The 21,981-nt window shown below is 57.8% G+C and carries 22 protein-coding genes and 2 pseudogenes; 19 read left to right on the top strand and 5 right to left on the bottom strand.

The genetic code is table 11. The annotated features are described in order from the left end of the window. The first annotated feature begins 220 nt into the window (after nucleotides 1–220). The 14 genes from BLU71_RS07375 to BLU71_RS07310 all read left to right on the top strand — a co-directional run bounded on the left by BLU71_RS07375 (nucleotide 221) and on the right by BLU71_RS07310 (nucleotide 16,377). Nucleotides 221–1,531: an ABC transporter substrate-binding protein gene (locus tag BLU71_RS07375; RefSeq protein WP_042610085.1), complete on the top strand. Its 1,311-nt coding sequence runs from the start codon at nucleotides 221–223 to the stop codon at nucleotides 1,529–1,531. A gap of 149 nt (nucleotides 1,532–1,680) precedes the next feature. Then, nucleotides 1,681–2,607: a carbohydrate ABC transporter permease gene (locus BLU71_RS07370; RefSeq protein ID WP_041480415.1), complete on the top strand. Its 927-nt coding sequence runs from the start codon at nucleotides 1,681–1,683 to the stop codon at nucleotides 2,605–2,607. Between the two features lie 8 nt (nucleotides 2,608–2,615). Continuing rightward, entirely contained in the window at nucleotides 2,616–3,446 is an 831-nt protein-coding gene (locus BLU71_RS07365) for a carbohydrate ABC transporter permease (protein ID WP_016774872.1), read from the top strand. A 163-nt stretch (nucleotides 3,447–3,609) separates the two neighbouring features. After that, nucleotides 3,610–4,713, top strand: a complete 1,104-nt coding sequence (locus tag BLU71_RS07360; protein ID WP_083352695.1) for an ABC transporter ATP-binding protein — start codon at nucleotides 3,610–3,612, stop codon at nucleotides 4,711–4,713. Nucleotides 4,714–4,728: 15 nt separating this feature from the next. Then, on the top strand, nucleotides 4,729–6,201 hold the full coding sequence (locus BLU71_RS07355; protein ID WP_083352694.1) for a mannitol dehydrogenase family protein: 1,473 nt from the start codon (nucleotides 4,729–4,731) through the stop codon (nucleotides 6,199–6,201). Nucleotides 6,202–6,633: 432 nt separating this feature from the next. Continuing rightward, nucleotides 6,634–8,130 carry a xylulokinase gene (xylB, locus tag BLU71_RS07350; protein WP_083352693.1) on the top strand — a complete coding sequence of 499 codons (1,497 nt, stop codon included), beginning with the start codon at nucleotides 6,634–6,636 and terminating at the stop codon, nucleotides 8,128–8,130. Nucleotides 8,131–8,143: 13 nt separating this feature from the next. After that, nucleotides 8,144–9,082: a carbohydrate kinase family protein gene (locus tag BLU71_RS07345; protein WP_065616281.1), complete on the top strand. Its 939-nt coding sequence runs from the start codon at nucleotides 8,144–8,146 to the stop codon at nucleotides 9,080–9,082. 44 nt (nucleotides 9,083–9,126) lie between these two features. Then, the gene (locus BLU71_RS07340; RefSeq protein WP_042606888.1) at nucleotides 9,127–9,747 is read left to right on the top strand and encodes a lipoprotein; all 621 of its coding nucleotides are present in this window, start codon (nucleotides 9,127–9,129) and stop codon (nucleotides 9,745–9,747) included. Between the two features lie 288 nt (nucleotides 9,748–10,035). Beyond that, entirely contained in the window at nucleotides 10,036–12,129 is a 2,094-nt protein-coding gene (locus BLU71_RS07335) for a type VI secretion system tip protein VgrG (RefSeq protein ID WP_083352692.1), read from the top strand. Then, nucleotides 12,129–12,968 (top strand): DUF4123 domain-containing protein, encoded by an 840-nt coding sequence (locus BLU71_RS07330; protein ID WP_065616280.1) that lies wholly within the window; start codon nucleotides 12,129–12,131, stop codon nucleotides 12,966–12,968. The genes BLU71_RS07335 and BLU71_RS07330 overlap by 1 nt, the downstream gene beginning before the upstream one ends. Before the next feature lie 92 nt (nucleotides 12,969–13,060). Further along, nucleotides 13,061–13,264 (top strand): hypothetical protein, encoded by a 204-nt coding sequence (locus tag BLU71_RS27705; RefSeq protein ID WP_231982486.1) that lies wholly within the window; start codon nucleotides 13,061–13,063, stop codon nucleotides 13,262–13,264. Nucleotides 13,265–13,547: 283 nt separating this feature from the next. Next, nucleotides 13,548–15,374, top strand: a complete 1,827-nt coding sequence (locus BLU71_RS07320) for a phospholipase effector Tle1 domain-containing protein (protein WP_083352691.1) — start codon at nucleotides 13,548–13,550, stop codon at nucleotides 15,372–15,374. A 59-nt stretch (nucleotides 15,375–15,433) separates the two neighbouring features. Further along, nucleotides 15,434–15,931: a DUF3304 domain-containing protein gene (locus tag BLU71_RS07315; protein WP_083352690.1), complete on the top strand. Its 498-nt coding sequence runs from the start codon at nucleotides 15,434–15,436 to the stop codon at nucleotides 15,929–15,931. Between the two features lie 80 nt (nucleotides 15,932–16,011). Beyond that, nucleotides 16,012–16,377, top strand: a complete 366-nt coding sequence (locus BLU71_RS07310) for a DUF3304 domain-containing protein (RefSeq protein ID WP_083352689.1) — start codon at nucleotides 16,012–16,014, stop codon at nucleotides 16,375–16,377. A gap of 49 nt (nucleotides 16,378–16,426) precedes the next feature. On the opposite strand, the pseudogene BLU71_RS27700 reads toward BLU71_RS07310, so the two are convergent. Beyond that, nucleotides 16,427–16,724, bottom strand: a pseudogene (locus BLU71_RS27700) (hypothetical protein). A 488-nt stretch (nucleotides 16,725–17,212) separates the two neighbouring features. Between BLU71_RS27700 and BLU71_RS07295 the strand changes: the two are divergent. Both BLU71_RS07295 and BLU71_RS07290 read left to right on the top strand, forming a co-directional pair. After that, entirely contained in the window at nucleotides 17,213–17,440 is a 228-nt protein-coding gene (locus BLU71_RS07295) for a DUF2790 domain-containing protein (protein WP_083352688.1), read from the top strand. A gap of 90 nt (nucleotides 17,441–17,530) precedes the next feature. Further along, nucleotides 17,531–17,929 carry a hypothetical protein gene (locus tag BLU71_RS07290; protein ID WP_083352687.1) on the top strand — a complete coding sequence of 133 codons (399 nt, stop codon included), beginning with the start codon at nucleotides 17,531–17,533 and terminating at the stop codon, nucleotides 17,927–17,929. On the opposite strand, the gene BLU71_RS07285 is transcribed toward BLU71_RS07290, so the two are convergent. After that, on the bottom strand, nucleotides 17,926–18,195 hold the full coding sequence (locus BLU71_RS07285) for a DUF1652 domain-containing protein (RefSeq protein WP_042606881.1): 270 nt from the start codon (nucleotides 18,193–18,195) through the stop codon (nucleotides 17,926–17,928). The genes BLU71_RS07290 and BLU71_RS07285 overlap by 4 nt on opposite strands. A gap of 212 nt (nucleotides 18,196–18,407) precedes the next feature. After that, nucleotides 18,408–18,536 (bottom strand): hypothetical protein, encoded by a 129-nt coding sequence (locus BLU71_RS27885; RefSeq protein ID WP_268893401.1) that lies wholly within the window; start codon nucleotides 18,534–18,536, stop codon nucleotides 18,408–18,410. Between the two features lie 27 nt (nucleotides 18,537–18,563). On the opposite strand from BLU71_RS27885, the gene eco reads away from it, so the two are divergent. After that, nucleotides 18,564–19,049, top strand: a complete 486-nt coding sequence (gene eco / locus BLU71_RS07280) for a serine protease inhibitor ecotin (RefSeq protein ID WP_083352686.1) — start codon at nucleotides 18,564–18,566, stop codon at nucleotides 19,047–19,049. A gap of 37 nt (nucleotides 19,050–19,086) precedes the next feature. Here eco and ilvA read toward each other — a convergent pair. Beyond that, nucleotides 19,087–20,076: pseudogene (gene ilvA / locus BLU71_RS07275) on the bottom strand (threonine ammonia-lyase, biosynthetic); the annotation flags it as partial. A gap of 249 nt (nucleotides 20,077–20,325) precedes the next feature. Between ilvA and BLU71_RS07270 the strand changes: the two are divergent. After that, nucleotides 20,326–20,664 carry a DUF2834 domain-containing protein gene (locus tag BLU71_RS07270; RefSeq protein WP_083352684.1) on the top strand — a complete coding sequence of 113 codons (339 nt, stop codon included), beginning with the start codon at nucleotides 20,326–20,328 and terminating at the stop codon, nucleotides 20,662–20,664. A gap of 98 nt (nucleotides 20,665–20,762) precedes the next feature. On the opposite strand, the gene BLU71_RS07265 is transcribed toward BLU71_RS07270, so the two are convergent. After that, entirely contained in the window at nucleotides 20,763–21,557 is a 795-nt protein-coding gene (locus BLU71_RS07265) for a class I SAM-dependent methyltransferase (protein WP_083352683.1), read from the bottom strand. Between the two features lie 158 nt (nucleotides 21,558–21,715). Between BLU71_RS07265 and BLU71_RS07260 the strand changes: the two genes are divergently transcribed. Continuing rightward, complete coding sequence (locus BLU71_RS07260; protein ID WP_152972339.1) at nucleotides 21,716–21,976, top strand: hypothetical protein; 261 nt, start codon at nucleotides 21,716–21,718, stop codon at nucleotides 21,974–21,976. The last annotated feature ends 5 nt before the right edge of the window (nucleotides 21,977–21,981 follow it).

Below are 21,981 nucleotides of genomic sequence, written 5' to 3'. Positions count from 1 at the left end.
GAAATCTGTACGCATTCGCTAACGCTCCATCGCGCAAAACCCCTTCCCTGCGTTCCCCCAAGCAAACCCCAGTGCAAAAAAGTATCAACAAAAGTGCTAGGGATGATTTGTCAGTCCTGCCATTGAAGGCTGTAATCAGCGCAGATTCTTCCTGCATTCGGAAGACACAAAAACAATAACTGTCCTTCTGCCCCGACGGGTGTCAGAAAAGGAGTGCACGATGCAACCCACTGCAAAAGCTCTGCTCGCTCTCACCTGCATGACCCTCAGCAGCGTCAGCCTTGGCGCCCAGACCCTGACCATCGCCACCGTCAACAACAGCGACATGATCCGCATGCAAAAACTCTCGAAGACCTTCGAGAGCGAGCACCCGGACATCAAGCTCAATTGGGTGGTGCTGGAAGAAAACGTCCTGCGTCAGCGTCTGACCACTGACATCGCCACCCAGGGCGGACAGTTCGACGTGTTGACCATCGGCATGTACGAAGCGGCACTCTGGGGCGGCAAGGGCTGGCTCGAGCCGATGAAGGATCTGCCGGCCAGTTACGCTCTGGACGACGTGTTCCCCTCGGTGCGCGAAGGCCTGTCGGTGAAAGGTTCGCTGTATGCGCTGCCGTTCTACGCAGAGAGTTCGATCACCTACTACCGCACCGACCTGTTCAAGGACGCCGGGCTGACCATGCCGGAGCGTCCGACCTGGGAAGAGATCGCCGGTTTCGCGGAAAAACTCACCCAGAAAGACAAAGAGCAATACGGCATCTGCCTGCGTGGCAAGGCCGGCTGGGGCGAAAACATGGCGTTGGTCACCACGGTCGCCAACGCCTACGGCGCGCGCTGGTTCGATGAGCAGTGGAAACCGGAATTCAGCGGGCCGGAATGGAAAAATGCGCTGAATTTCTACGTCAACACCATGAAGAAATCCGGCCCGCCGGGCGCATCCAGCAACGGTTTCAACGAAAACCTCGCCCTGTTCAACAGTGGCAAATGCGCGATCTGGGTCGATGCCAGCGTCGCCGGCTCGTTCGTCACCGACAAGACCCAGAGCAAGGTCGCCGATCACGTCGGCTTCACCTTCGCCCCGCATCAGGTCACCGACAAAGGCTCGGCGTGGCTGTATTCGTGGGCGCTGGCGATTCCGACCAGCTCCAAGGCCAAGGACGCGGCGAAAACCTTCAGCGCGTGGGCCACTTCCAAAGAGTACGGCGAACTGGTTGCCAAGACCGATGGCATCGCCAACGTGCCACCGGGCACCCGCGCTTCGACCTACAGCGACGCGTACATGAGCGCCGCGCCGTTTGCCAAAGTGACGCTGGAGTCGCTGAAGGCCGCCGACCCGAGCAAGCCGACGCTCAAACCAGTGCCGTACATTGGCATTCAGCTGGTGACCATTCCTGAATTCCAGGCCGTGGGCACCCAGGTCGGCAAGCTGTTCTCGGCCGCGCTGATCGGCCAGACCACGGTGGATCAGGCGCTGGCAGCGGCGCAGCAGACCACGGAACGTGAGATGAAGCGCGCGGGTTATCCGAAGTAATCCGCAAAGCTTGCTCCTGCTTTTGTAGGAGTGAGCCTGCTCGCGATTAGGCCGTGTCAGTCGACATCAACGTTGAATGATATTGCGCTATCGCGAGCAGGCTCACTCCTACAGGGGATCTTCATTCGCCTGTCGAATCGGTTACTGCCATGAATACTTCAACTGCCAAAGCCCACATCGACCTGTCGCCACCCCAGCGCAAGCTGCGGGTGCGCAACCCAGGCTGGTTTCTGGTCAGTCCTTCGGTGGCACTCTTGCTGCTGTGGATGATCGTGCCGCTGGGCATGACCCTGTACTTTTCGATGATCCGCTACAACCTGCTCTACCCCGGTGAAAACGAATTTGTCGGGCTGGAGAACTTCACCTATTTCCTCACTGATTCGGGTTTCATGCCCGGCGCGACCAACACGTTGTTGCTGGTTGGCAGCGTGTTGCTGATCAGCGTGGTCTTCGGCGTGCTGATCAGCGCGTTGCTGGAGGCCAGCGAATTTCTGGGTCGCGGTCTGGTGCGAGTGATGCTGATTTCGCCGTTCTTCATCATGCCCACGGTCGGTGCGCTGATCTGGAAGAACCTGATCTTCCACCCGGTTTCGGGGATCCTCGCCTACATCTGGAAGCTGTTCGGCGCGCAACCGGTCGACTGGCTGGCGCACTACCCGCTGCTGTCGATCATCATCATCGTTTCGTGGCAATGGCTGCCCTTCGCGATCCTGATTCTGATGACGGCGATGCAGTCGCTGGATCAGGAACAGAAGGAAGCCGCACGCCTGGACGGTGCCGGCCCGATCGCGATCTTCTGGCATCTGACGCTGCCGCATCTGGCACGGCCGATCGCCGTGGTCGTGATGATCGAAACGATCTTCCTTCTCTCGGTATTCGCGGAAATCTTCACCACCACCAATGGCGGCCCCGGCTACGCCTCGACCAACCTCGCCTACCTGATCTACAACCAGGCGCTGGTGCAGTTCGACGTCGGCATGGCTTCGGCGGGCGGTTTGATTGCCGTGGTCATCGCCAACATCGCCGCGATCATTCTGGTGCGGATGATCGGCAAAAACCTGACTGACAAAGCGTGAGGCCTGCCATGACGCTCCAACAATCCCGCCGCCTGCAAAGCCTGCTGCTCGGCACGCTGGCCTGGGCCATCGCGATCGTGATTTTCTTCCCGATCTTCTGGATGGTGATGACCAGTTTCAAGAGCGAAATCGACGCTTTCGCCACGCCGCCGCAGTTCATCTTCACACCGACGCTGGAGAACTACCTGCACATCAACGAGCGCAGCGACTATTTCAGTTTCGCCTGGAATTCGGTGGTGATCTCCTTCAGCGCCACCGCCCTGTGTCTGTTGATCGCGGTGCCGGCGGCCTACTCGATGGCGTTCTACGAAACCCAGCGCACCAAAGGCACGCTGCTGTGGATGCTCTCGACCAAGATGCTGCCGCCGGTGGGCGTGCTGATGCCGATTTATCTGTTGGCCAAGAGCTTTGGCCTGCTCGACACGCGCATTGCGCTGATCGTGATCTACACGCTGATCAACCTGCCGATCGTGGTCTGGATGGTTTACACCTACTTCAAGGACATTCCCAAAGACATCCTCGAAGCCGCCCGGCTTGACGGCGCGACGCTGTGGCAGGAAATGGTGCGCGTGCTGCTGCCGATCGCCAAGGGCGGCCTCGCCTCGACCGTGCTGCTGTCGCTGATCCTGTGCTGGAACGAGGCGTTCTGGTCGCTGAACCTGACCTCGTCGAATGCCGCGCCACTGACTGCGTTGATCGCCTCGTACTCAAGCCCCGAAGGTCTGTTCTGGGCCAAGTTGTCGGCAGTCTCGACCCTCGCCTGCGCGCCGATTCTGATCTTTGGCTGGATCAGCCAGAAACAACTGGTGCGCGGGCTGTCGTTTGGTGCCGTGAAATGAATACCCCTGAGCGAACACATTCCCCTGTAGGAGTGAGCCTGCTCGCGATTCGGCCGTGTCAGTCGACATCAATGTTGAAGGACATTCCGCTATCGCGAGCAGGCTCACTCCTACAGAAAAGCGCGTCCGGCTTAACAGAATGAAAACCACGGAGGCCCATCTCATGGCCAACCTGAAAATCAAGAATCTGCAAAAAGGCTTCGAAGGCTTTTCCATCATCAAGGGCATTGACCTGGAAGTGAACGACAAGGAATTCGTGGTCTTCGTCGGCCCGTCGGGCTGCGGCAAGTCCACCCTGCTGCGGCTGATCGCCGGGCTGGAAGAAGTCAGCGGCGGCACCATCGAACTCGACGGCCGCGACATTACTGAAGTCAGCCCGGCCAAGCGTGATCTGGCGATGGTGTTCCAGACCTACGCGCTGTATCCGCACATGACCGTGAAGAAGAACATGTCCTTCGCCCTCGATCTGGCCGGCGTGCCGAAAGCCGAGGTCGAGCGCAAGGTCGGCGAAGCGGCGCGCATTCTCGAACTCGGGCCGATGCTCGAGCGCAAACCGAAACAGCTGTCCGGCGGCCAGCGCCAGCGCGTGGCGATCGGCCGTGCCATCGTGCGCAACCCGAAGATTTTCCTTTTCGATGAGCCGCTGTCCAACCTCGACGCGGCGCTGCGCGTGCAGATGCGTCTGGAGCTGCTGCGCCTGCACAAAGACCTGCAAGCAACGATGATCTACGTGACCCACGATCAGGTCGAAGCGATGACCATGGCCGACAAGGTCGTGGTGCTCAACGGCGGCAGGATCGAACAGGTCGGCTCGCCGCTGGACCTCTATCACCACCCGGCCAACCTGTTTGTCGCCGGCTTTCTCGGCACGCCGAAGATGGGTTTCCTCAAAGGCAAGATCGCGCGCATCGACGGCGCCAGCTGCGAAGTTGCGCTGGACGCCGGCACCCGCATCACCCTGCCGTTCAATGCCGCCAACCTCAGCGTCGGCAGCGCGGTGACGCTGGGCATTCGCCCGGAACACTTAGAGCTGGCGCAAACCGGCGACTGCACGTTGCAGGTGACTGCCGACGTCAGCGAACGCTTGGGCAGCGACACCTTCTGCCACGTCACCACCAGCGCCGGCGAAGCCCTGACCATGCGCGTGCGCGGCGATCTGGCCAGCCGTTATGGCGAACAATTGAACCTGCGCCTGGACCCGACTCACTGCCATCTGTTCGACGCCGACGGTGTGGCGCTGACCCGCCCACTGCGCGCTGCCGCCTGATTTCGAGACTATCCGATGAAACTCAACCAACAGAACCTCAATCGCCTCGCCGCCGAAGTGCAACTCCCCGGCTACGACCTCGGCGACACACGCCAGGGCATCGCCCATATTGGCGTCGGTGGCTTCCACCGCGCGCATCAGGCCTATTACACCGATGCCTTGATGAACACTGGCGAAGCGCTCGACTGGGCCATCTGTGGCGTCGGCCTGCGCCCGGAAGATCGTCGCGCTCGCGATGATCTGCGCGAGCAGGATTATCTGTTCACTCTGTTCGAACTGGGCGACAGCGACGACACCGAAGTGCGCGTCATCGGCGCCATCCGCGACATGCTGCTCGCCGAAGATGGCGCACAGGCGCTGATCGACAAACTGGCCGAACCGCAGATCCGCATCGTCTCCCTGACCATCACCGAGGGCGGTTACTGTATCGACGACAGCAACGGCGAGTTCATGGCGCATCTGCCGCAGATTCAACACGACCTGGCCCATCCCGAAGCGCCGGGCACCGTGTTCGGTTTCCTCTGCGCCGCACTGGCCAAACGCCGAGCGGCGGGCGTTCCGGCGTTCACGGTGATGTCCTGCGATAACCTGCCGCACAACGGCGCGGTCGCTCGCAAGGCACTGCTGGCATTCGCCGCCCTGCGTGATCCGCAACTGCGCGAGTGGATCGAGCAGAACGTCAGTTTCCCCAACGCCATGGTCGACCGCATCACACCGATGACCAGCACCGCACATCGCCTGCAACTGGCCGACAAACACGCCGTTGACGATGCCTGGCCGGTGGTCTGCGAACCGTTTGTGCAGTGGGTGCTGGAGGACAAATTCGGTAACGGCCGCCCCGCATGGGAAAAGGTCGGGGTGCAGTTCACCGACGATGTTTCGCCGTATGAAGAAATGAAAATCAAGCTGCTCAACGGCAGTCACTTGGCGCTGACGTATCTGGGCTTTCTCAAGGGTTATCGCTTCGTCCACGAGACCATGAACGACCTGCTGTTCGTCCGGTATATGCGCGCCTATATGGACCTCGACGTCACGCCGCAACTGGCACCGGTACCGGGCATCGATCTGAGCGAGTACAAGGACACGCTGGTGGCGCGATTTTCCAATCAGGCGATTGCCGATCAGCTTGAGCGGGTGTGTTCGGATGGCTCGTCGAAGTTTCCCAAATTCACCGTGCCGACGATCAATCGGTTGATTGCCGATGGCAAAGAGACCAAACGCGCGGCACTGGTCGTCGCGGCGTGGGCCTTGTATTTGAAGGGCGTGGACGAGAACGGCGATACGTATTCGATTCCGGATCCGCGAGCGGCTTTCGTTCAGGGACTGGTAGCGGACGATGAGTTGATCACGGAGCGGTTACTGGGCGTTGAAGAGATTTTCGGCACGGCGATCGCGAATTCGGCGGAGTTTGTTGCGGCGTTCGAATGGTGCTGCCAGAGTCTGCGCGAGGTTGGGGTTTCGCGGACTCTGGAACGGGTGCTCGGCTGAAAAGCCCCTCACCCTAGCCCTCTCCCGGGGGAGAGGGAACCGACCGCGGAGTTCTTCCGTTATTCATCGACCTGAAATTCCGAGTCGAATACAAAGCTTGAAAAGCATGAAAATCTGCTCCCTTTCCCCCTCGCCCCCCTGGGGGAGAGGGAACCGACCGCGGGGTTCTTCCGTTATTCATCGACCTGAAATTTCGAGTCGAATACAAAGCTTGAAAAGCATGAAAATCTGCTCCCTTTCCCCCTCGCCCCCTTGGGGGAGAGGGAACCGACCACGGGGTTCTTCCGTTATTCATCGACCTGAAATTCCGAGTCGAATAAGAGTTTGAAAAGCATGAAAATCTGCTCCCTTTCCCCCTCGCCCCCCCCTGGGGGAGAGGGCTGGGGTGAGGGGGTAGCTCTTGATCTTCAGCGCAATCTGACAGGCCCATACATGACAACAACAAAGCTCTTCCTGGGTATCGACTGCGGCACCCAAGGCACCAAAGCGATCATCCTCGATGCCGACAGCGGTCAGGTGCTCGGTCTGGGCGCGGCGCCCCATACGATGATCAGCGGCGCCAATGGCCGCCGCGAACAAGACGTCCAGCAGTGGCTCGACGCTTTCGTCAGCGCCACTCGCCAGGCCTTGCAGGCGGCCAATGTCAACGGTCAGGCGATTCTCGGCGTCGGCGTCTCCGGGCAGCAACACGGTCTGGTTCTGCTCGACGAGAAAGGGGCAGTGCTGCGCCCGGCCAAGCTCTGGTGCGATACCGAAACCACGCCGGAAAACGACCGCTTGCTCGCGCAACTGGGCGGTGAGCAAGGTTCGCTGGAACGCCTCGGCGTGGTCATTGCGCCGGGCTATACAGTGTCGAAACTGCTCTGGACCAAAGAGCAGCATCCGGAAGTTTTCTCACGTATCGCGCGCATTCTGTTGCCCCACGACTACCTCAACTACTGGCTTACCGGCCGCGCCTGCAGCGAATACGGCGACGCGTCCGGCACCGGTTATTTCAACGTACGCACGCGTCAGTGGGATTTGCAGATCCTGCGCGACATCGACGCCAGCGGCCGTTTGCAAACCGCGCTGCCGGAGCTGATCGACGCGCACGCCGCCGTGGGCACCCTCCTGCCAGCGATTGCCGAGCAACTCGGCATCAACCCCAACGCAGTCGTTTCGAGCGGCGGTGGCGACAACATGATGGGCGCCATCGGCACCGGCAATATCCAGCCCGGGGCGATCACCATGAGCCTCGGATCGTCCGGCACGGTCTACGCCTTTTCCGACGCGCCGAAGGTCAGCGCCGATGCCTCGGTCGCCACCTTCTGCTCGTCCAGCGGCGGCTGGCTGCCGCTGATCTGCACCATGAACCTGACCAACGCCACCGGCGCGATTCGTGAATTGTTCAAGCTCGATCTGCCGACCTTCAATGAATTGGTCGCGCAGTCGCCGATCGGCGCCGAAGGCGTGAGCATGCTGCCGTTTCTCAACGGCGAACGCGTCCCAGCCCTGCCCCACGCGACCGGCAGCCTGCACGGGCTGACCATGGACAATCTGACCCAGGCCAATCTGTGCCGCGCCGCCGTCGAAGGCACCACCTTCGGTTTGCGCTACGGGCTGGATTTGCTCCGTCAGAATGGTTTACAAAGCCTGCGCATCTGCCTGATCGGCGGCGGCTCGAAGAGCGCAGTGTGGCGGCAGATCGTCGCCGACATCATGAACGCCCCGGTGATCTGCACCGAACAAAGCGAAGCCGCCGCACTGGGCGCAGCGATTCAGGCAGCGTGGTGCGCGTTGCGTTTGAAGGGTGACGATGTCTCCCTGGCCGCTCTGTGCGAACGCTGCGTGAATCTCGACGCGCGCAGTGAAACCCTGCCGATTGCCGCCAATGTCGCGGCGTTCCAGCAGGCCTACGAACGCTATCAACAGCATGTCGCAACCCTATAACGAGCAAACAACTATGTACCTGGTGTGTGGCGAAGCCCTGTTTGATTTCTTCAGCGAAAACGATGCCAGCGGTCTGGCCTCGAAAGTCAATTTCAAAGCGATTGCCGGCGGCTCGCCGTTCAACGTTGCCGTCGGTTTGCGCCGTTTGGGCGTGGACTCGGCGTTGTTCGGCGGCCTGTCCACTGACTACCTCGGCCGCCGACTGCAGCAAGTGCTGCAGGACGAAGGCGTGCGCCCGGACTATCTGGTGGATTTCGCCGCGCCGACCACCCTGGCAATGGTCGCCGTGGGCGCCAACGGTTCGCCGCATTACAGCTTCCGTGGCGAGGGTTGTGCCGACCGGCAGTTGAGCGAGGCGCATCTGCCGACACTCAGCGACGAGGTTCGCGGCCTGCACATTGGCTCGTTTTCGCTGGTGGTGCAGCCGATTGGCGACACGCTGCTGAGACTGGTCCAGCGTGAAAGCGGCAAACGCCTGATCAGCCTCGATCCCAATGTGCGCCTCAATCCCGAGCCGAACATCGATCTATGGCGCGAGCGCATCGCCACGCTGGTGCGACTGGCCGATCTGATCAAAGTCAGCGACGAAGACCTGAGCCTGCTTTATCCCGAGCAGGATCCGCAGCAGGTGATTGAAGGCTGGCTCGAACATCGCTGCCAGATCGTCTTCCTGACGCGCGGCGGCGACGGCGCGACCGTGTTCAGTCGCGCCCACGGCTCATGGTCGGTGCCGGCCAACCCGGTAACGATTGCCGATACCGTCGGCGCCGGTGATACCTTCCAGGCAGCGCTGATCACTTGGCTGACCGAGCACTCGCTGGACTCGGTCGCAGGCGTGCAGCAGCTCAGTCGCAAGCAAATTGACGGCATGCTCAGGTTCGCCGTGCAAGCCGCCGCGCTGACGTGTAGCAAAACCGGTCCGGATCTGCCCTATCGTCATCAATTGAGCTGAGCGCGTAGACTGTCGGCCTTTTTGCGCACGACGGAAACCAGCTTTTGAACCGCAGGCACATCTTCGCCCTCCTGACCCTGGCCACCCTGCTGAGCGGTTGCGGCACCTCGCCGCCCCGCTCGCCGGAAGACATCTGCGCAATCTTCCGCGAGAAAAGCGACTGGTACGACGCCGCGCAAGTCACGCAGAAACGCTGGGGCGTGCCAATCCAGGTGCCCTTTGCGATCATGTATCAGGAATCCGGCTATCGCTACGACGCCAAGACGCCGCGCAAATACCTGCTCTGGGTGATTCCGTGGGGCCGCGTGTCGACCGCGTCCGGCTACGCGCAAGCCAAGGACGAAGTCTGGGCCGACTACCAGAAAAGCACCGGTCGCAACTGGGCCGACCGCGAAGACTTCGACGACGCCATCGACTTCGTCGGCTGGTACATGGACAAGACCACCTCGATCAACGGCGTGTACAAATACGACGCCTACAACCAGTACCTGAACTACCACGAAGGCTGGGGCGGCTTTCGCAACAAGACCTACGCGAGCAAAGCGTGGCTACTGCCGACCGCACGCAAGGTGCAGAACCGCTCGGATCTGTACGCGCAGCAATATGCCGGGTGCAAGGAAGACCTCAATCGCGGGTTCTGGAGCCGGTTCTGGCATTGGTTGTAGGGTGATCCGAACGCCTCATCGCGAGCAGGCTCACTCCTACAAGAGATCTTCGGTGGACGCGGTAATCATGCCCGCCACCCATCCAATGCAGGAGTGAGCCTGCTCGCGATAGCGCCCGATCAGACACTAAAAATCCATTCACTGCCCGGCTTCACTGGCCGAAACCGCCCTCCTAAGGGTTTTCCCTATGGCACTGAGGCCTCACGCCTACGCCATTTGCGCCTTGAATGAGGCCGTCTAATCCTGCAACATCCATCACCTGCTTATTCAACGGACGGAATTCAAGGCATGCTGGACGCCAACGCAACCCACATCACCCTCTCGATCGAAGACGCCAACGCCGACCTGCAAGTCCTCAGCTTCACCGGTCGCGAAGCCCTCAACGAACCGTTCCGTTTCGACCTCGAACTGGTCAGCGCCCGCCCCGATCTGAAGCTCGAAGAGCTGCTGCACAAGCGCGCCTGCCTGACGTTCGGCGCCACCGGCGAAGGCAAGATTCACGGCCAGGTCTATCGCATCGAGCAGGGCGACTCCGGCAAGACCCTGACCCGCTACAGCATCAGCCTGATGCCACAATTGGCCTATCTGCAGCACAACCATGATCAGCAGATCTTCCAGCAACTGACGGTGCCGAAAATCATCGCTCAGGTGCTGGAAGATCGCGGCATTCTCTCCGACGCCTATAGCTTCCAGCTTGGCGCCGAGTACCCGGAACGCGATTATTGCGTGCAATACGACGAGTCCGACCTGCATTTCATCCAGCGTCTGTGCGAAGAGGAAGGCATTCACTTCCACTTCCAGCACAGCAGCAGCGGCCACAAACTGGTGTTCGGCGACGACCAGACCGTATTCCGCAAACTGAAACCGGTCAGCTACCAGCAGGACTCCGGCATGGCCGCCGAGAAGCCGGTGATCAAGCGCTTCAACCTGCGCCTGGAAACCCGCACCACCCGCGTCAGCCGCCGCGACTACGATTTCGAAAAACCCAAGTTGCTGCCGGAAGGCGCGGTCAAATCCGAATTCGCCCCGGATCTGGAAGACTACGATTACCCCGGCCGCTTCACGACTCGCGAGCGCGGCAAGTTCCTCTCGACCCGCGCCCTGGAGCGCCATCGCAGCGACTACAAACTCGCCGAAGGCAAAGGTGACGAACCGACCCTCACCAGCGGCCATTTCCTCACGCTCGCCGAACACCCGCGCGCCGAGTGGAACGACCTGTGGCTGCTGCTGGAAGTCTTCCACGAAGGCAAACAGCCGCAGGTGCTCGGAGAAAACGTCACCAGCGACGTCACCGACAACAAAAGCGATTTCCACCAGGGCTACCGCAACAGCTTCCTTGCCACCCCGTGGGACGCGCACTACCGCCCTGCCCTCGAACACCCGAAACCGAAAGTCCTCGGCAGCCAGACCGCCGTCGTCACCGGCCCGCCCGGTGAAGAAATCCACTGCGATCAGTACGGCCGCATCAAAGTGCAATTCCACTGGGACCGCGACGGCCAGTCCGACGACAAAACCACCTGCTGGATGCGCGTCGCCAGCGGCTGGGCAGGCAGCGCCTACGGCGGCATCGCCATCCCGCGCATCGGCATGGAAGTGCTCGTCACCTTCCTCGAAGGCGACCCCGACCAGCCCCTCGTCACCGGCTGCCTGTACCACAAGGAAAACGTCGTCCCCTACGACCTCCCGGCCAACAAGACCCGCAGCACCTTCAAAACCCTCAGCTCCCCGGGCGGCAAGGGCTACAACGAATTCCGCATCGAAGACAAGAAAGGCGCCGAACAGATCTACATCCACGCCCAGCGCGACTGGGACGAAAACATCGAACACGACCAGAAAATCCGCATCGGCAACGAACGGCATGACACCGTTGAAGCTAATGTGTTGAGCGAATTCAAGGTTGAAGAGCACCGGATTACCCATCTGGATCGCATCAGTGAGATGCGCGCGGATGATCACCTGACGGTCGGTGTGACGCAGCATGTGAAGGTTGGGACTGGGCAGTTTGTGGAGGCCGGGACCGAGATTCACTATCACGCTGGTGAGAAGGTTGTGGTTGAGGGCGGCATGGAGCTCACGGCCAAGGCTGGCGGGAGTTTTGTGAAGGTTGATGCCGGTGGTGTGACGATTAGTGGGGCTGAGGTGAAGGTGAATACCGGTGGTGCGCCTGGATCAGGTACAGGTATTCAGATACTTGCACCATTCATTCCGGGCCTCGCAGCCGTTGATAACGCCGGACGCCTGATGCAAACCCGCGCTAACCAAATGATGCAAGCGGAGTCCCTCGCCGTGACGCCGAAACTCAAAGCACCTACCGGCATCTGCGTCGAATGCCTGAAAAAAGCCATGCGCGAAAAACTTGCCCTGCAATCGGGGGCCAATTGATGACGAAGAGTGGCGCAGCGAAAGCCTGGAGCGAAGCGCAAAAGAACGCTCAGTCGATATTTGCGATCGTTGAGACCGGTCTGTTGCCGGAACCCGCTCGATTGCAGTTCGTCAGAGCTGACCCGTCTCGACGGCCGTTGATGGTGCAACCGGAATTCTCCGAACTGCGCAACTACGGTCCTTGGCTGGTCGACGTTAGCCACATGGAATTCGAGGCCTTTCTCGCTCACGAACACTTCACCGGCTGCACCGCGATGGCCAGTTGGATTCGTACCGACTGCCCAGCCGACAAGCTCGCTGCTCACCTGAGTGATGCGTTGCTGGCAAAAAATGAAGCTGGCGAAGTCCTGATGATCCGTAGCTACGCGCCAGAAGTGGTGCCGATGCTGCACGCACGCGATGATCTGTCTTGGCATGCGTGGCTGTTTGGCCCACTGCAGGAATGGTGGGTGCCAGCAGAGGAAGATCAATGGCAGTGTCTGAAGGGGCTCAACCTCGAAAAGCCCGGAAGATACGAGCCTATTTTCCTCGACGGAAAGCTGTGGACGGACATGGAGATCGATCCTCTGCCCTACAGCCTCACCACTGAACTGGAAAAAGAAGCGCCTGAAGTGTTTGCCAGCACCTGCCACGGTGCACGGTTGAAGCAAGTGAAAGAAGCGCTGGACTCTGGCCGCAGTGAAGGTTTAACGGATGCGGAAGACGTCACGCTATTTGCCAGCCTGCGATTGATGGACCGCGAATTTCCGGCGAATTGGCCGATGTGGGAAAAGGCAAAAGAACGGGCAATTGGAGAAAAGTTGCCGCTTGGCGTGGTGATGCGAGAGTTCTCGGAATGAGTGTCGTGATGAACATGTTGATCAGCGCTATCTGTCTGTCTCAAAGTTTTCTGGATATTCAAAATGCATTGCTGGATAAGGAATTTACGTAAATGACCGTGGCCACGAATACTGAGCGGCAAAAAATCTGGCGTCGCCGCAATCTTGTCATCGGGGTATTCGTTTTACTGCTGCCTTTCATTGGATCGTATCTTTATAACCAGTTTCGTACGCCGGGTGCGATGTTGACGTCTGAAAATTATATGGAGAGACCCATTTTTAGTTTTTGGGTGAATGATTTCTGGGGGGGAACTTAGCAGCAATGGGTAGCGGTGGCATTACGTGTTGCCAGGCCATCAAAGGCCCCACCGTAAAGGTGTCTTGGATCCTAAGCATTACAGAAGAACAATCAGAACAAGGTCTAAAACAAGAAACTCATGAGACAACGTTGACGCTACCAGAACAGCGTCGAATTGATCGTTATCTCCATGTGCGCTTTCTTCCTGGGAACATAGTGGAAATTAAATGGAGTCCAAATCTCGACAACCCTTTTAATACTGCCCCAGTCTCTGGACCGATTAGCAAACAAGGACGTTTACAATGACCAGCATAACGAATCTGGATCGAGCTCAATCAGTTAGTTCGAAGACATGCGCTAACAAAGGCACCGAAAAGAATCCGGTTTTGCCCTGCGAATCCACGCTTCACGTTGGATTCTTTTTTGACGGATTTAGTCGAAACTTGATGGACGACATTAAGGAAAGCCGTCTAACCAATGTGGCGAGACTATTTCTTGCGTACGCCATCGACCAAACCAGGTCAACTGAACAGCCTAGCGCGCACTATCGAAAATTCTACATATCAGGCTTAGGTTCAAAATTCGACGAAACCTTAGGCGGCGTTACTGAACTGAGCAATACGGGGTTAGACGGTGCCCTAAACAGAGCCAAAGACAGCGCCATAAAATCACCTGAAGACACGATAAAAAACAGCCCGCTCGACGCTGTCAAGGATGTTATTACGGGTAAAAAATGGTGGGAGAGCGCAATCAGCAATTTGAAAGGTGGTAGTTTTGCATCTAGCATCGCCAAAGCCGTGGCTCCAGCAACACTGGATATTTTTGGAGTTACTCGCGATAACGAAGCTGCAGCAACCTTCTTCAAAACCGGCGTTGATACAAGACTCGAAGCCGCATTCAAAGTTTTGGAGGAAGCATTAACCAATATCAAAGGCAAATCCGGCGCACCGGTAAAACGCATTTCGATTTCTGTTTATGGCTTTGATTTTGGCGCAACACTAGCTCGGGCTTTTGCTCACAAGCTATTTGAAGAATGTGATCCAGCGACAACAAACTTTAAGGGCGCAAAGCTCGAAGTTAATTTCGCCGGCCTCTTCGATTCAGTGGATCGCAGTGGTGAAAACTCCATCATCCTCGAATACTTGATTCCTTTCGTAAACGTTGTCGATGACGGAGAGTGTCTGCCGGGCCCAGTAAGATCTGCTCTTCATCTCGTCGCGGCTCATGAATGTCAAGACTCTAGGCGTTCGAGATTGATTGGGACTGGGGCATCAACTCCAAAATGGGAAGAGCGCTTAGTTCCGGGCACCTCTTATGATGTTGGTGGAGGCTTGAGAAAGGATGACGTACCACATAGCACTGAACTCCACTTAGCAAGCCTTCACGAAATGTACCAAGCGTCGCTTCGTGCTGGAGTGCCCTTCCCCACTCTCAATGAATTGAGAAAAATCGACCTTGGCGTCGCAAAACTATTCACTTTGAATGATCATATAAATGGCACTAGTGCTATCGGGGCCAGCAATAATTACATGAGTAAAGCTGGCAATAAAAAACTATCTGCGGAAGCCTTTCTTGCTCACCGACGTTTATATATCCAACGTTTACGTGGTCTATGGGAGCTTTATCGGGGGCAACACAAAGCCTACGACGACGAGGAAGAGCGCCTTCAACGCCCTATCCTCGGCAAACAAGGCTCAATCGCACGAGCCCTTGGAATGAGCAGCGAAAGCGATGCTCAAGCTGCTAAACGCGATCAAGCACTCAAGCAAACACAACAAGGTAAGGCTGCCCTTCGCTCCGAACTCAGTTGGCTTGAGGACGTAGACCGCGAAGCCTGGAGGTTGAAAACCAGCTTTCCCTCTGCCCCCGTAAAAGCGCTGTTGGACGAGTGGTTTGCTCCAGTTCCCAAAGGCCTTGATTTCGACGTTGAAGATCTACTCGAATTTTACGTAAACGATCAATACATGATCCAACAGATACCTCGGGGCACAGGTATTCCGATACCTAAATACTTTCGCGTTCGAGAGTTCGATATGCCGAGCCTGAATAAAACCAAAGGGATGGCCCCAGACTATCTGGAACAGATGATGCGGAAACCTTCAGCAGAGGTTCCCGGTACATCAACCTAAAGTCAGGAAGATTCATTTCAGTCTCAAAGACTGAATATTGCTTTTCTAGTTTGGATTTCATGCGCTTGATAGATATTGCTGCGGACGCACGTCGAAAACGAACATGGCGAAGAAGGCGAATAGCCCTGGCTGTACTGGTCTTGCTGCTTAGCTACGCCACCCCAAAAATCATTGATCTATTTCGTACGCCCGGCGCCATGCTGACATCAGAAAATTACACAGATCGGCCAATATTCAGCTTTTGGATAAATGACTTTTGGGGTGGCAATCTGTTCGCAATGGGCGGCGGTGGAATAATGTGCTGCTCCAAATTTGAGGGAGACACAGCTAAAGTTACCTGGATATTGGACATGACCCAACAGCAGCAAATACAGGGCTCGGTAGAAGAGCGCCATGAAATTCAGCTTTCGCTTCCCCAGCGCGGCCCGCACGATCAGTACCTGCATGTGCGCTTTGATCCGGGTAATAAAGTACGGCTCGGATGGAGTCCTGACTTGTTTAGCCCATTTGAATCCCGACCAACCAAAGCTGTTTCGGAAAGCAGTGAGGCGCAGTAAGGATATGCGATTCAGTCAGACGCCCATGTCCAGTCGCTCGAAGATATTGATCTGCGCGACAGTGCTGCTGGCCGCTTTTTGTGACATCTCTAATTCATGACCGTGTTCGTACGCCCGGGGCTGCCCTTACATCCCACAACTACACTGATCGTCCCATCGGCAGCTATTGGGTAAATGGTCACTGGGGCGGTAACGGAGGCGTGACCTGCTGTTGGAGCATCGATGGCAACACCGCTAAAGTTGTGTGGATTCTGAGCATGTCTAAAGCTCAAGAGGATCAGGGGATGAAGATCGAAAGACACGAAGTGCAAGTGCACTTGCCTTCACGCAACCGTGGCGATGACACGTTGCATGTCTATTTTCTACCGAACAATCGTATCGAGTTGATGTGGGCATCGACGGTGCTGGATCCGCGTCATCACTCAACGGAATCCTTGCCACGCTGAAACACGGGTCGTTTCTCACTCCGTCCCGTGGTTGCGTCCTTTCAATTCCTCATCGAACCGGCGCCTTCCAACTCAACATCTGCTGCTGCGCCACCTGCAGCAAATCATTGGCATCCTGCGTCAGTAGGTAAAGCGCATGGGTGATGTGTGGAATGTCCTGCACGTCGGCGTGCTTGAAGCATAGGCAATGCAAGGTTTCGAGCAGATCGGCAGAGGCACGGATGCGTTGAACGGCAGCTTCGAGGATGTCTTTCGGGTGCGCTTGGGTGTCGAGAGCAGCGTCGGGGTTTCGGTGACGTTGGTGCTGGGGGGAGATAGCGGCTTTGTAGCGGCTTAATTATTGGCATTTTGATTACTCAACTGTATTAGAAGGTAACCGCCATAGCCGTGACCAAACGTTGGGAGGCGCCCGTGTACAGGCTTGGTCAACCGAGAACAGTTCAAAACTCAGCTCGCCCGAACGCGTCCTTCACACAGCCGCGACAGCAGTGCACTTCGCGAACCAGAAGATCCGCGCAGGGCAAATGATGGGACATATGCAACGAACTTTTCTCAGGTGACCCAACCCGAACCACTGATTTTGCAGCGGCACCGGACAATAACCCTCCCTTCCACCTGCCGAAAGCAGACTAGCTCTTGTAGGAATTCGCCAAACCTTCTAAAGAAAACCGCCGCAATCCCTAACAGCCGGCGTTCAGCTCGGTTATCCATCCCTTATCGCCGTATTCAAAAACTCTACTGAACCGCACGCCCTCAGCCATTCTGGCTGGCGCCCAGTGCGGCAGGTTCGAGTGAATCACGCCGAATTCTAGAACCGCCACACGGGAGTCCTCTCATGAACATTCGCGCTTTATCGCTCAGCGTCGCCCTCGCCTGCATCGCATTTGCCGGGCTGGCCCAGGCCAATGACACCTCTGCCACATCCAAGGTGGTGTCGTTGACTGAGCCACCAACGCAATTGTGCAAAGTGGTTACGGCCGATATGAAGTACATCGACAAAGCCGGTAAGCCCGAGGAAATCAGCTACCGGAAATTGTCTGACGCGTGCAAATTCCAGAACTGACAGAAACGTCTGATTTGCGGGTTTGCGGTAGGCGTGGAGTGGTTTCGGCGGGTATGCTCGGGGCCTTCCCTACTGCCGCAAGGACTGGCCATGCAGTTGTCGTTTCGCACGCTGTCGAGCTTCACTTCCATCCTGTGTTTTCTGCTGGCGCTGGTCTGGGGATTTTTTCCGGAGGTGTTGCTGGCGATCTGGAGCATCGGATATTCGGAGGGTACCGGCGTAGTCGCTCGGCGCAGTGCGGTGCTGTTTGCGGCGTTGGGGGTGATGTTTTATTTGCTGCGCAATGCTCCGCCGTCAGTGACACGCAGTGCACTGAGCAATGGTTTCATCGTCGGCTGTTTCGGTTTGTCGGCGTTGGGTTTTGGCGAGTGGCTCAATGGCCACGCCGGCCCCGGGATTTTGCTCGCGGTGCTGGTCGAGTTCGCGCTGGGCCTTGGTTTTGTGCAGGCCCGGCGCGTGACGGTCGAACTGGGTGAAACGGTGGGTTAAACGGCTCGAGAACGAGCGCTGGTTTGATGTGTCGCGGTTTGCTGTGCGAGATCGGAACGCAGGCCAGCGACCAGGTTGTTGATTTCACGGCAGCTGTTCAGGCGGCTGGCGTCGATTCCGCTGACGTAGAGATCGGCTTGGTCAGTCCGATGATCGCCAAATACTTTGACGGACATCGACAAATCGGGTGACAGCGTGCACTGGCAGCGTTTCGGCAGGAAGCTGCTTTCAATGATATTGCGTAATTCCAAGGCAGATAAAAACATGGCGAACCCTCTCCTTTCTGTACGATTGCCAATCAAGTATTCACGCTGACCCTTTGCTGCGCCTTCACGGGTGTGCCCCCGCTGTTTCCCTGGTGCGGCAAGTGGTGGTACTGCGAAATGCCTATTGGAGTGTAGGCGCCCAAATCCTGTGCGCCGCACTTGAATAACGCATAAAACGTGCCTTTGGTCGGCCCGTTTCGCCTCTAGCTAAATCAAGCACTTGGAAGCGTCGCCAGCATTTTGCTATTTGCAAAATGCATGAATCGACCACCCATCCCCTGCAATATGCAATCCCGGGTGAATTTGCTTTCGAAGACCATGGCGGCAAGAATGTCTTCCATTCCAGTTCAACCCGCACGGAGGCTTCCATGAATTCCTTACGCATTTTCGCGATCACTGGCCTGTGTATCGCCAGCCTGTCCACGCTTGCCCATGCCGCCAAGCTCGAAGACGTCGCGCCTTATCCCAAAGCCGAAGCCGGGTTCACCCGACAGGTCATCCATCTGCCCAAGCAAGAGCAGGAGGAGAATTTTCAGGTTGAAATTCTCGCCGGCAAAACCCTCGAAGTGGACTGCAACCGCCAGCGTCTGGGCGGTGTGCTCGATGAAAAGAATCTGCAAGGCTGGGGCTATCCGTTCTACCGTCTGGAAAAAGTCATTGGCCCGATGAGCACGCTGATGGCCTGCCCGCCCGGCAGCCAGAAAAAGCGCGCTTTCGTTCCGGTGGTCGGTGACGGTTTCATGTTGCGCTACAACAGCAAGTTGCCAGTCGTGGTGTACGCGCCCTCGGACGTCGAAGTGCGTTATCGCATCTGGTCGGCGTCGGACAAAGTCGGCACCGCTCTGCAGGAATAACCGCTGGGCACCATCACGCCGGCACGCTGCAAGCAGCGGCGCGCTCGGCGACATGGCGCAGGCTGTCAAAGTTGATATTGGCCCCTGAATCGATGGCGACGAAGGTCTGGCCACTGGCGCCATTGCGCGCCACGTACTGCTTGATCCCCGCAACAGCCAGGGCGCCGGATGGCTCGGTGATCGAGCGAGTGTCGTCGTAAATGTTCTTGATCGCCGCGCAGAGCTCGTCATTGCTGACCTTGATTACCTCATCTACACAAAAACGGCAGATCTCGAAGCCATATGCACCGATCTGCGCCACCGCCACGCCATCGGCGAAGGTTCCGACGCTCGGTAGAACCACACGCTCCCCCGCGCGCAAAGCGGCTTGCAGGCAGGCCGAATGTTCGGACTCGACGCCAACGATCCGTACTTCCGGACGCAGGTATTTTACGTACGCCGCGATGCCGGCGACCAAGCCTCCGCCGCCGACCGGGACAAAAATCGCATCCAGCGCGCCTTGATGCTGGCGCAGGATTTCCATTGCCACGGTGCCCTGTCCGGCGATCACATCTGGGTCATCGAAGGGTGAAACGAACGTGCATCCGGTCTGCTCGGCCAATTGCAGCGCATGAGCCAATGCAAAGGGGAAACTCTCGCCGTGCAGCAACGTTTCGGCACCGCGACTGCGCACGCCGAGCACTTTGAGCTCAGGAGTGGTAGACGGTATGACGATCGTCGCAGCGATGCCCAACTCCCGCGCCGCCAGCGCTACACCTTGGGCATGATTGCCCGCCGATGCAGTGATCACACCTCGCGCTTTCTGCTCATCTCTCAGTTGCACGAGTTTGTTGTACGCACCACGGATCTTGAAAGAAAACGTCGGTTGCAGATCTTCGCGCTTGAGCAGGACCCGATTGCCCAGCGCTTCCGACAACGCCGGAGCTGACTGCAACGGCGTGCGCACCGCAATATCGTACACCGGCGCGGCCAGAATCTTTTTCACGTAGTGCTCAAGCAGGGCTTGCTGGTCGGGGCTGTGCGGCATGGTCGTCTCCTGACATTTTTCAGAACCCCGGAGACAGAAAGTAAAAACCCGCCTCTAGGGCGGGTTGGGTGCTGCAGTCGTGAGCTAGCCCGCCAAATGAGGAATGGCGGTAATAATCATTGGCTGGCAGCGCGATACGGTGAAAGTCATAGGCTGGAAATTAGCCTGCGCGGTGCTGGCAAGTCAATGGCCAATTCCTGGCGGCGGCGTTAGTCTGGCGACTCTCTCATCACACCAAGGAAGGATTGCATGATGTCTATCGCCCTGCCCCTCACGGCTTTGCTCGCTTTTACCGGTTACACCGTTTCTGTGATGCTCAAGGCCGAACAGTCGTTGATCGACTTCGGTATCAGCCTGATGTCGCGGCCCGATACCGCGCAGGTGGTGATTGATCTGTACCTGCTGGCCACGCTGGCGGGCGTGTGGATGGTCAAGGACGCGCGGTCGCGTGGGCAGTCGGTTTGGTCGGTACTGCCGTATTTGTTGCTGACCGCGGTTTTCGTGTCGATCGGGCCGTTGTTGTATCTGGTGGTGCGTGGGGTTCGCGAGCGGCGCAAGGCAGTGGAAAAGTGCAGCCAGATACTATGAACACCTGAAAACCCTGTAGGAGTGAGCCTGCTCGCGATGGCGGAGTGTCAGCCAAAGATGAGGTGACTGACGCTCCGTTATCGCGAACAGGCTCACTCCTACACTGGAATGTCATGGGATTCAGCCTTTTTTACTGCGACGAACGCGGCGGTTTCATAAGGCACTGTCACCGTGTCCCTGCCGCGCAATTCTGGTTCTGCGGCAATCAACGCACGAATCTGCTCATCAACCTGCGCCCGCTGCGCCTCCGGCAGCGCGGCGATGAAACTGGTCGAGCGCACTCGATTGAAGATCACGTCTTCCGGCGAGCCGGTATGACCATGGTGAAACCGCTCAACCTGCAAGGGCGCGAATGCAGGGTGCGGAAACGCTTCGCGCCAGACGCCGGTGTAATAGCGCGGTGTGTCACCTTCCAGCGCATTGACGATGGCATCCAGTTTCGGCACCCAACTGACTTCAGTGTCACGCAGGTTCCAGATCAGCCCCAACTTGCCATCTGGCTTGAGCACCCGGGCGATTTCGCTCAGCGCCTCGGCGCTGGCAAACCAGTGAAACGCTTGCGCACAGATCACCACATCCACTGAGGCGTCGGGCAACGGCAGGTCGGTTGCGGTGCCGCTCACCGCCAAGACCTGGGGCCATGCGTCAGAGAGTTTTTCCAGCATCTGTGCCACCGGTTCGACGGCGATGACTTGCGCGCCGGTCGCCAGCAGCCGGCCAGTGAATTTGCCGGTTCCGGCACCCAGATCAATCACGGTTTTATGTCCATCCAGGCCCAGCGTCGCGGTCAACCATTGACTGACCTGCGGCGGATAGTCCGGCCGCCCTTTGACGTAGGTGTCGGCAGCGCTTTTGTAGCCGGCAGCGGCTGAGTGATGGACCTGATCGTTCATGACAATGCTCCTTCAGGCAAAACATCGGATCAACGGCAGACGCTTCCGAGCATAGCGCTTGAATTTACGCTGAACTTGAACAGTCACTGATAAAGCAATGAATAAAAATTCACCCTGTGGGTGTTCAAAGTGAAACACAACCTTCTGTGGAGCCTTCCATGAATATCCGTCCCGTTATGTTCGCCGCCCCGTTTCTGCTGGTCGCGGCGATGTCCAGCCAATTGGTCGTGGCCAGTGGTGGCGAAAAAGACCCCGTCCAGAAACCCGAATGCCCGAAAGGCCAGGTCTGGGACAGCAAAACGCAGAAATGCGTGCTGCAAACCAGCAGCCTGCTGCCGGACGCCGACCGTACTATTTATGCCTATCGCCTAGCAGATGGCAACGCTGTTGAAATCGCGGTTCATCGGTTAGTGCCCTGAGGGAA

The organism is Pseudomonas moraviensis, from assembly GCF_900105805.1.
Classification (GTDB): Bacteria; Pseudomonadota; Gammaproteobacteria; order Pseudomonadales; family Pseudomonadaceae; genus Aquipseudomonas; species Aquipseudomonas moraviensis_A.
This window is presented reverse-complemented; position numbering and strand designations above follow the sequence as displayed.

What these genes read in the sequence shown, in the direction of transcription:
- BLU71_RS07365 (WP_016774872.1), top strand. Translation starts at nt 2,616, where the DNA reads ATGACGCTCCAACAATCCCGCCGCCTGCAAAGCCTGCTGCTCGGCACG.
- BLU71_RS27885 (WP_268893401.1), bottom strand. Translation starts at nt 18,536, where the DNA reads ATGGAAGACATTCTTGCCGCCATGGTCTTCGAAAGCAAATTCACCCGG.
- BLU71_RS27705 (WP_231982486.1), top strand. Translation starts at nt 13,061, where the DNA reads ATGACCGTGGCCACGAATACTGAGCGGCAAAAAATCTGGCGTCGCCGC.
- BLU71_RS07335 (WP_083352692.1), top strand. Translation starts at nt 10,036, where the DNA reads ATGCTGGACGCCAACGCAACCCACATCACCCTCTCGATCGAAGACGCC.
- BLU71_RS07355 (WP_083352694.1), top strand. Translation starts at nt 4,729, where the DNA reads ATGAAACTCAACCAACAGAACCTCAATCGCCTCGCCGCCGAAGTGCAA.
- BLU71_RS07375 (WP_042610085.1), top strand. Translation starts at nt 221, where the DNA reads ATGCAACCCACTGCAAAAGCTCTGCTCGCTCTCACCTGCATGACCCTC.
- BLU71_RS07320 (WP_083352691.1), top strand. Translation starts at nt 13,548, where the DNA reads ATGACCAGCATAACGAATCTGGATCGAGCTCAATCAGTTAGTTCGAAG.
- BLU71_RS07285 (WP_042606881.1), bottom strand. Translation starts at nt 18,195, where the DNA reads ATGTTTTTATCTGCCTTGGAATTACGCAATATCATTGAAAGCAGCTTC.
- xylB (WP_083352693.1), top strand. Translation starts at nt 6,634, where the DNA reads ATGACAACAACAAAGCTCTTCCTGGGTATCGACTGCGGCACCCAAGGC.
- BLU71_RS07260 (WP_152972339.1), top strand. Translation starts at nt 21,716, where the DNA reads ATGAATATCCGTCCCGTTATGTTCGCCGCCCCGTTTCTGCTGGTCGCG.
- eco (WP_083352686.1), top strand. Translation starts at nt 18,564, where the DNA reads ATGAATTCCTTACGCATTTTCGCGATCACTGGCCTGTGTATCGCCAGC.
- BLU71_RS07330 (WP_065616280.1), top strand. Translation starts at nt 12,129, where the DNA reads ATGACGAAGAGTGGCGCAGCGAAAGCCTGGAGCGAAGCGCAAAAGAAC.
- BLU71_RS07360 (WP_083352695.1), top strand. Translation starts at nt 3,610, where the DNA reads ATGGCCAACCTGAAAATCAAGAATCTGCAAAAAGGCTTCGAAGGCTTT.
- BLU71_RS07265 (WP_083352683.1), bottom strand. Translation starts at nt 21,557, where the DNA reads ATGAACGATCAGGTCCATCACTCAGCCGCTGCCGGCTACAAAAGCGCT.
- BLU71_RS07270 (WP_083352684.1), top strand. Translation starts at nt 20,326, where the DNA reads ATGATGTCTATCGCCCTGCCCCTCACGGCTTTGCTCGCTTTTACCGGT.
- BLU71_RS07315 (WP_083352690.1), top strand. Translation starts at nt 15,434, where the DNA reads ATGCGCTTGATAGATATTGCTGCGGACGCACGTCGAAAACGAACATGG.
- BLU71_RS07345 (WP_065616281.1), top strand. Translation starts at nt 8,144, where the DNA reads ATGTACCTGGTGTGTGGCGAAGCCCTGTTTGATTTCTTCAGCGAAAAC.
- BLU71_RS07370 (WP_041480415.1), top strand. Translation starts at nt 1,681, where the DNA reads ATGAATACTTCAACTGCCAAAGCCCACATCGACCTGTCGCCACCCCAG.
- BLU71_RS07290 (WP_083352687.1), top strand. Translation starts at nt 17,531, where the DNA reads ATGCAGTTGTCGTTTCGCACGCTGTCGAGCTTCACTTCCATCCTGTGT.
- BLU71_RS07295 (WP_083352688.1), top strand. Translation starts at nt 17,213, where the DNA reads ATGAACATTCGCGCTTTATCGCTCAGCGTCGCCCTCGCCTGCATCGCA.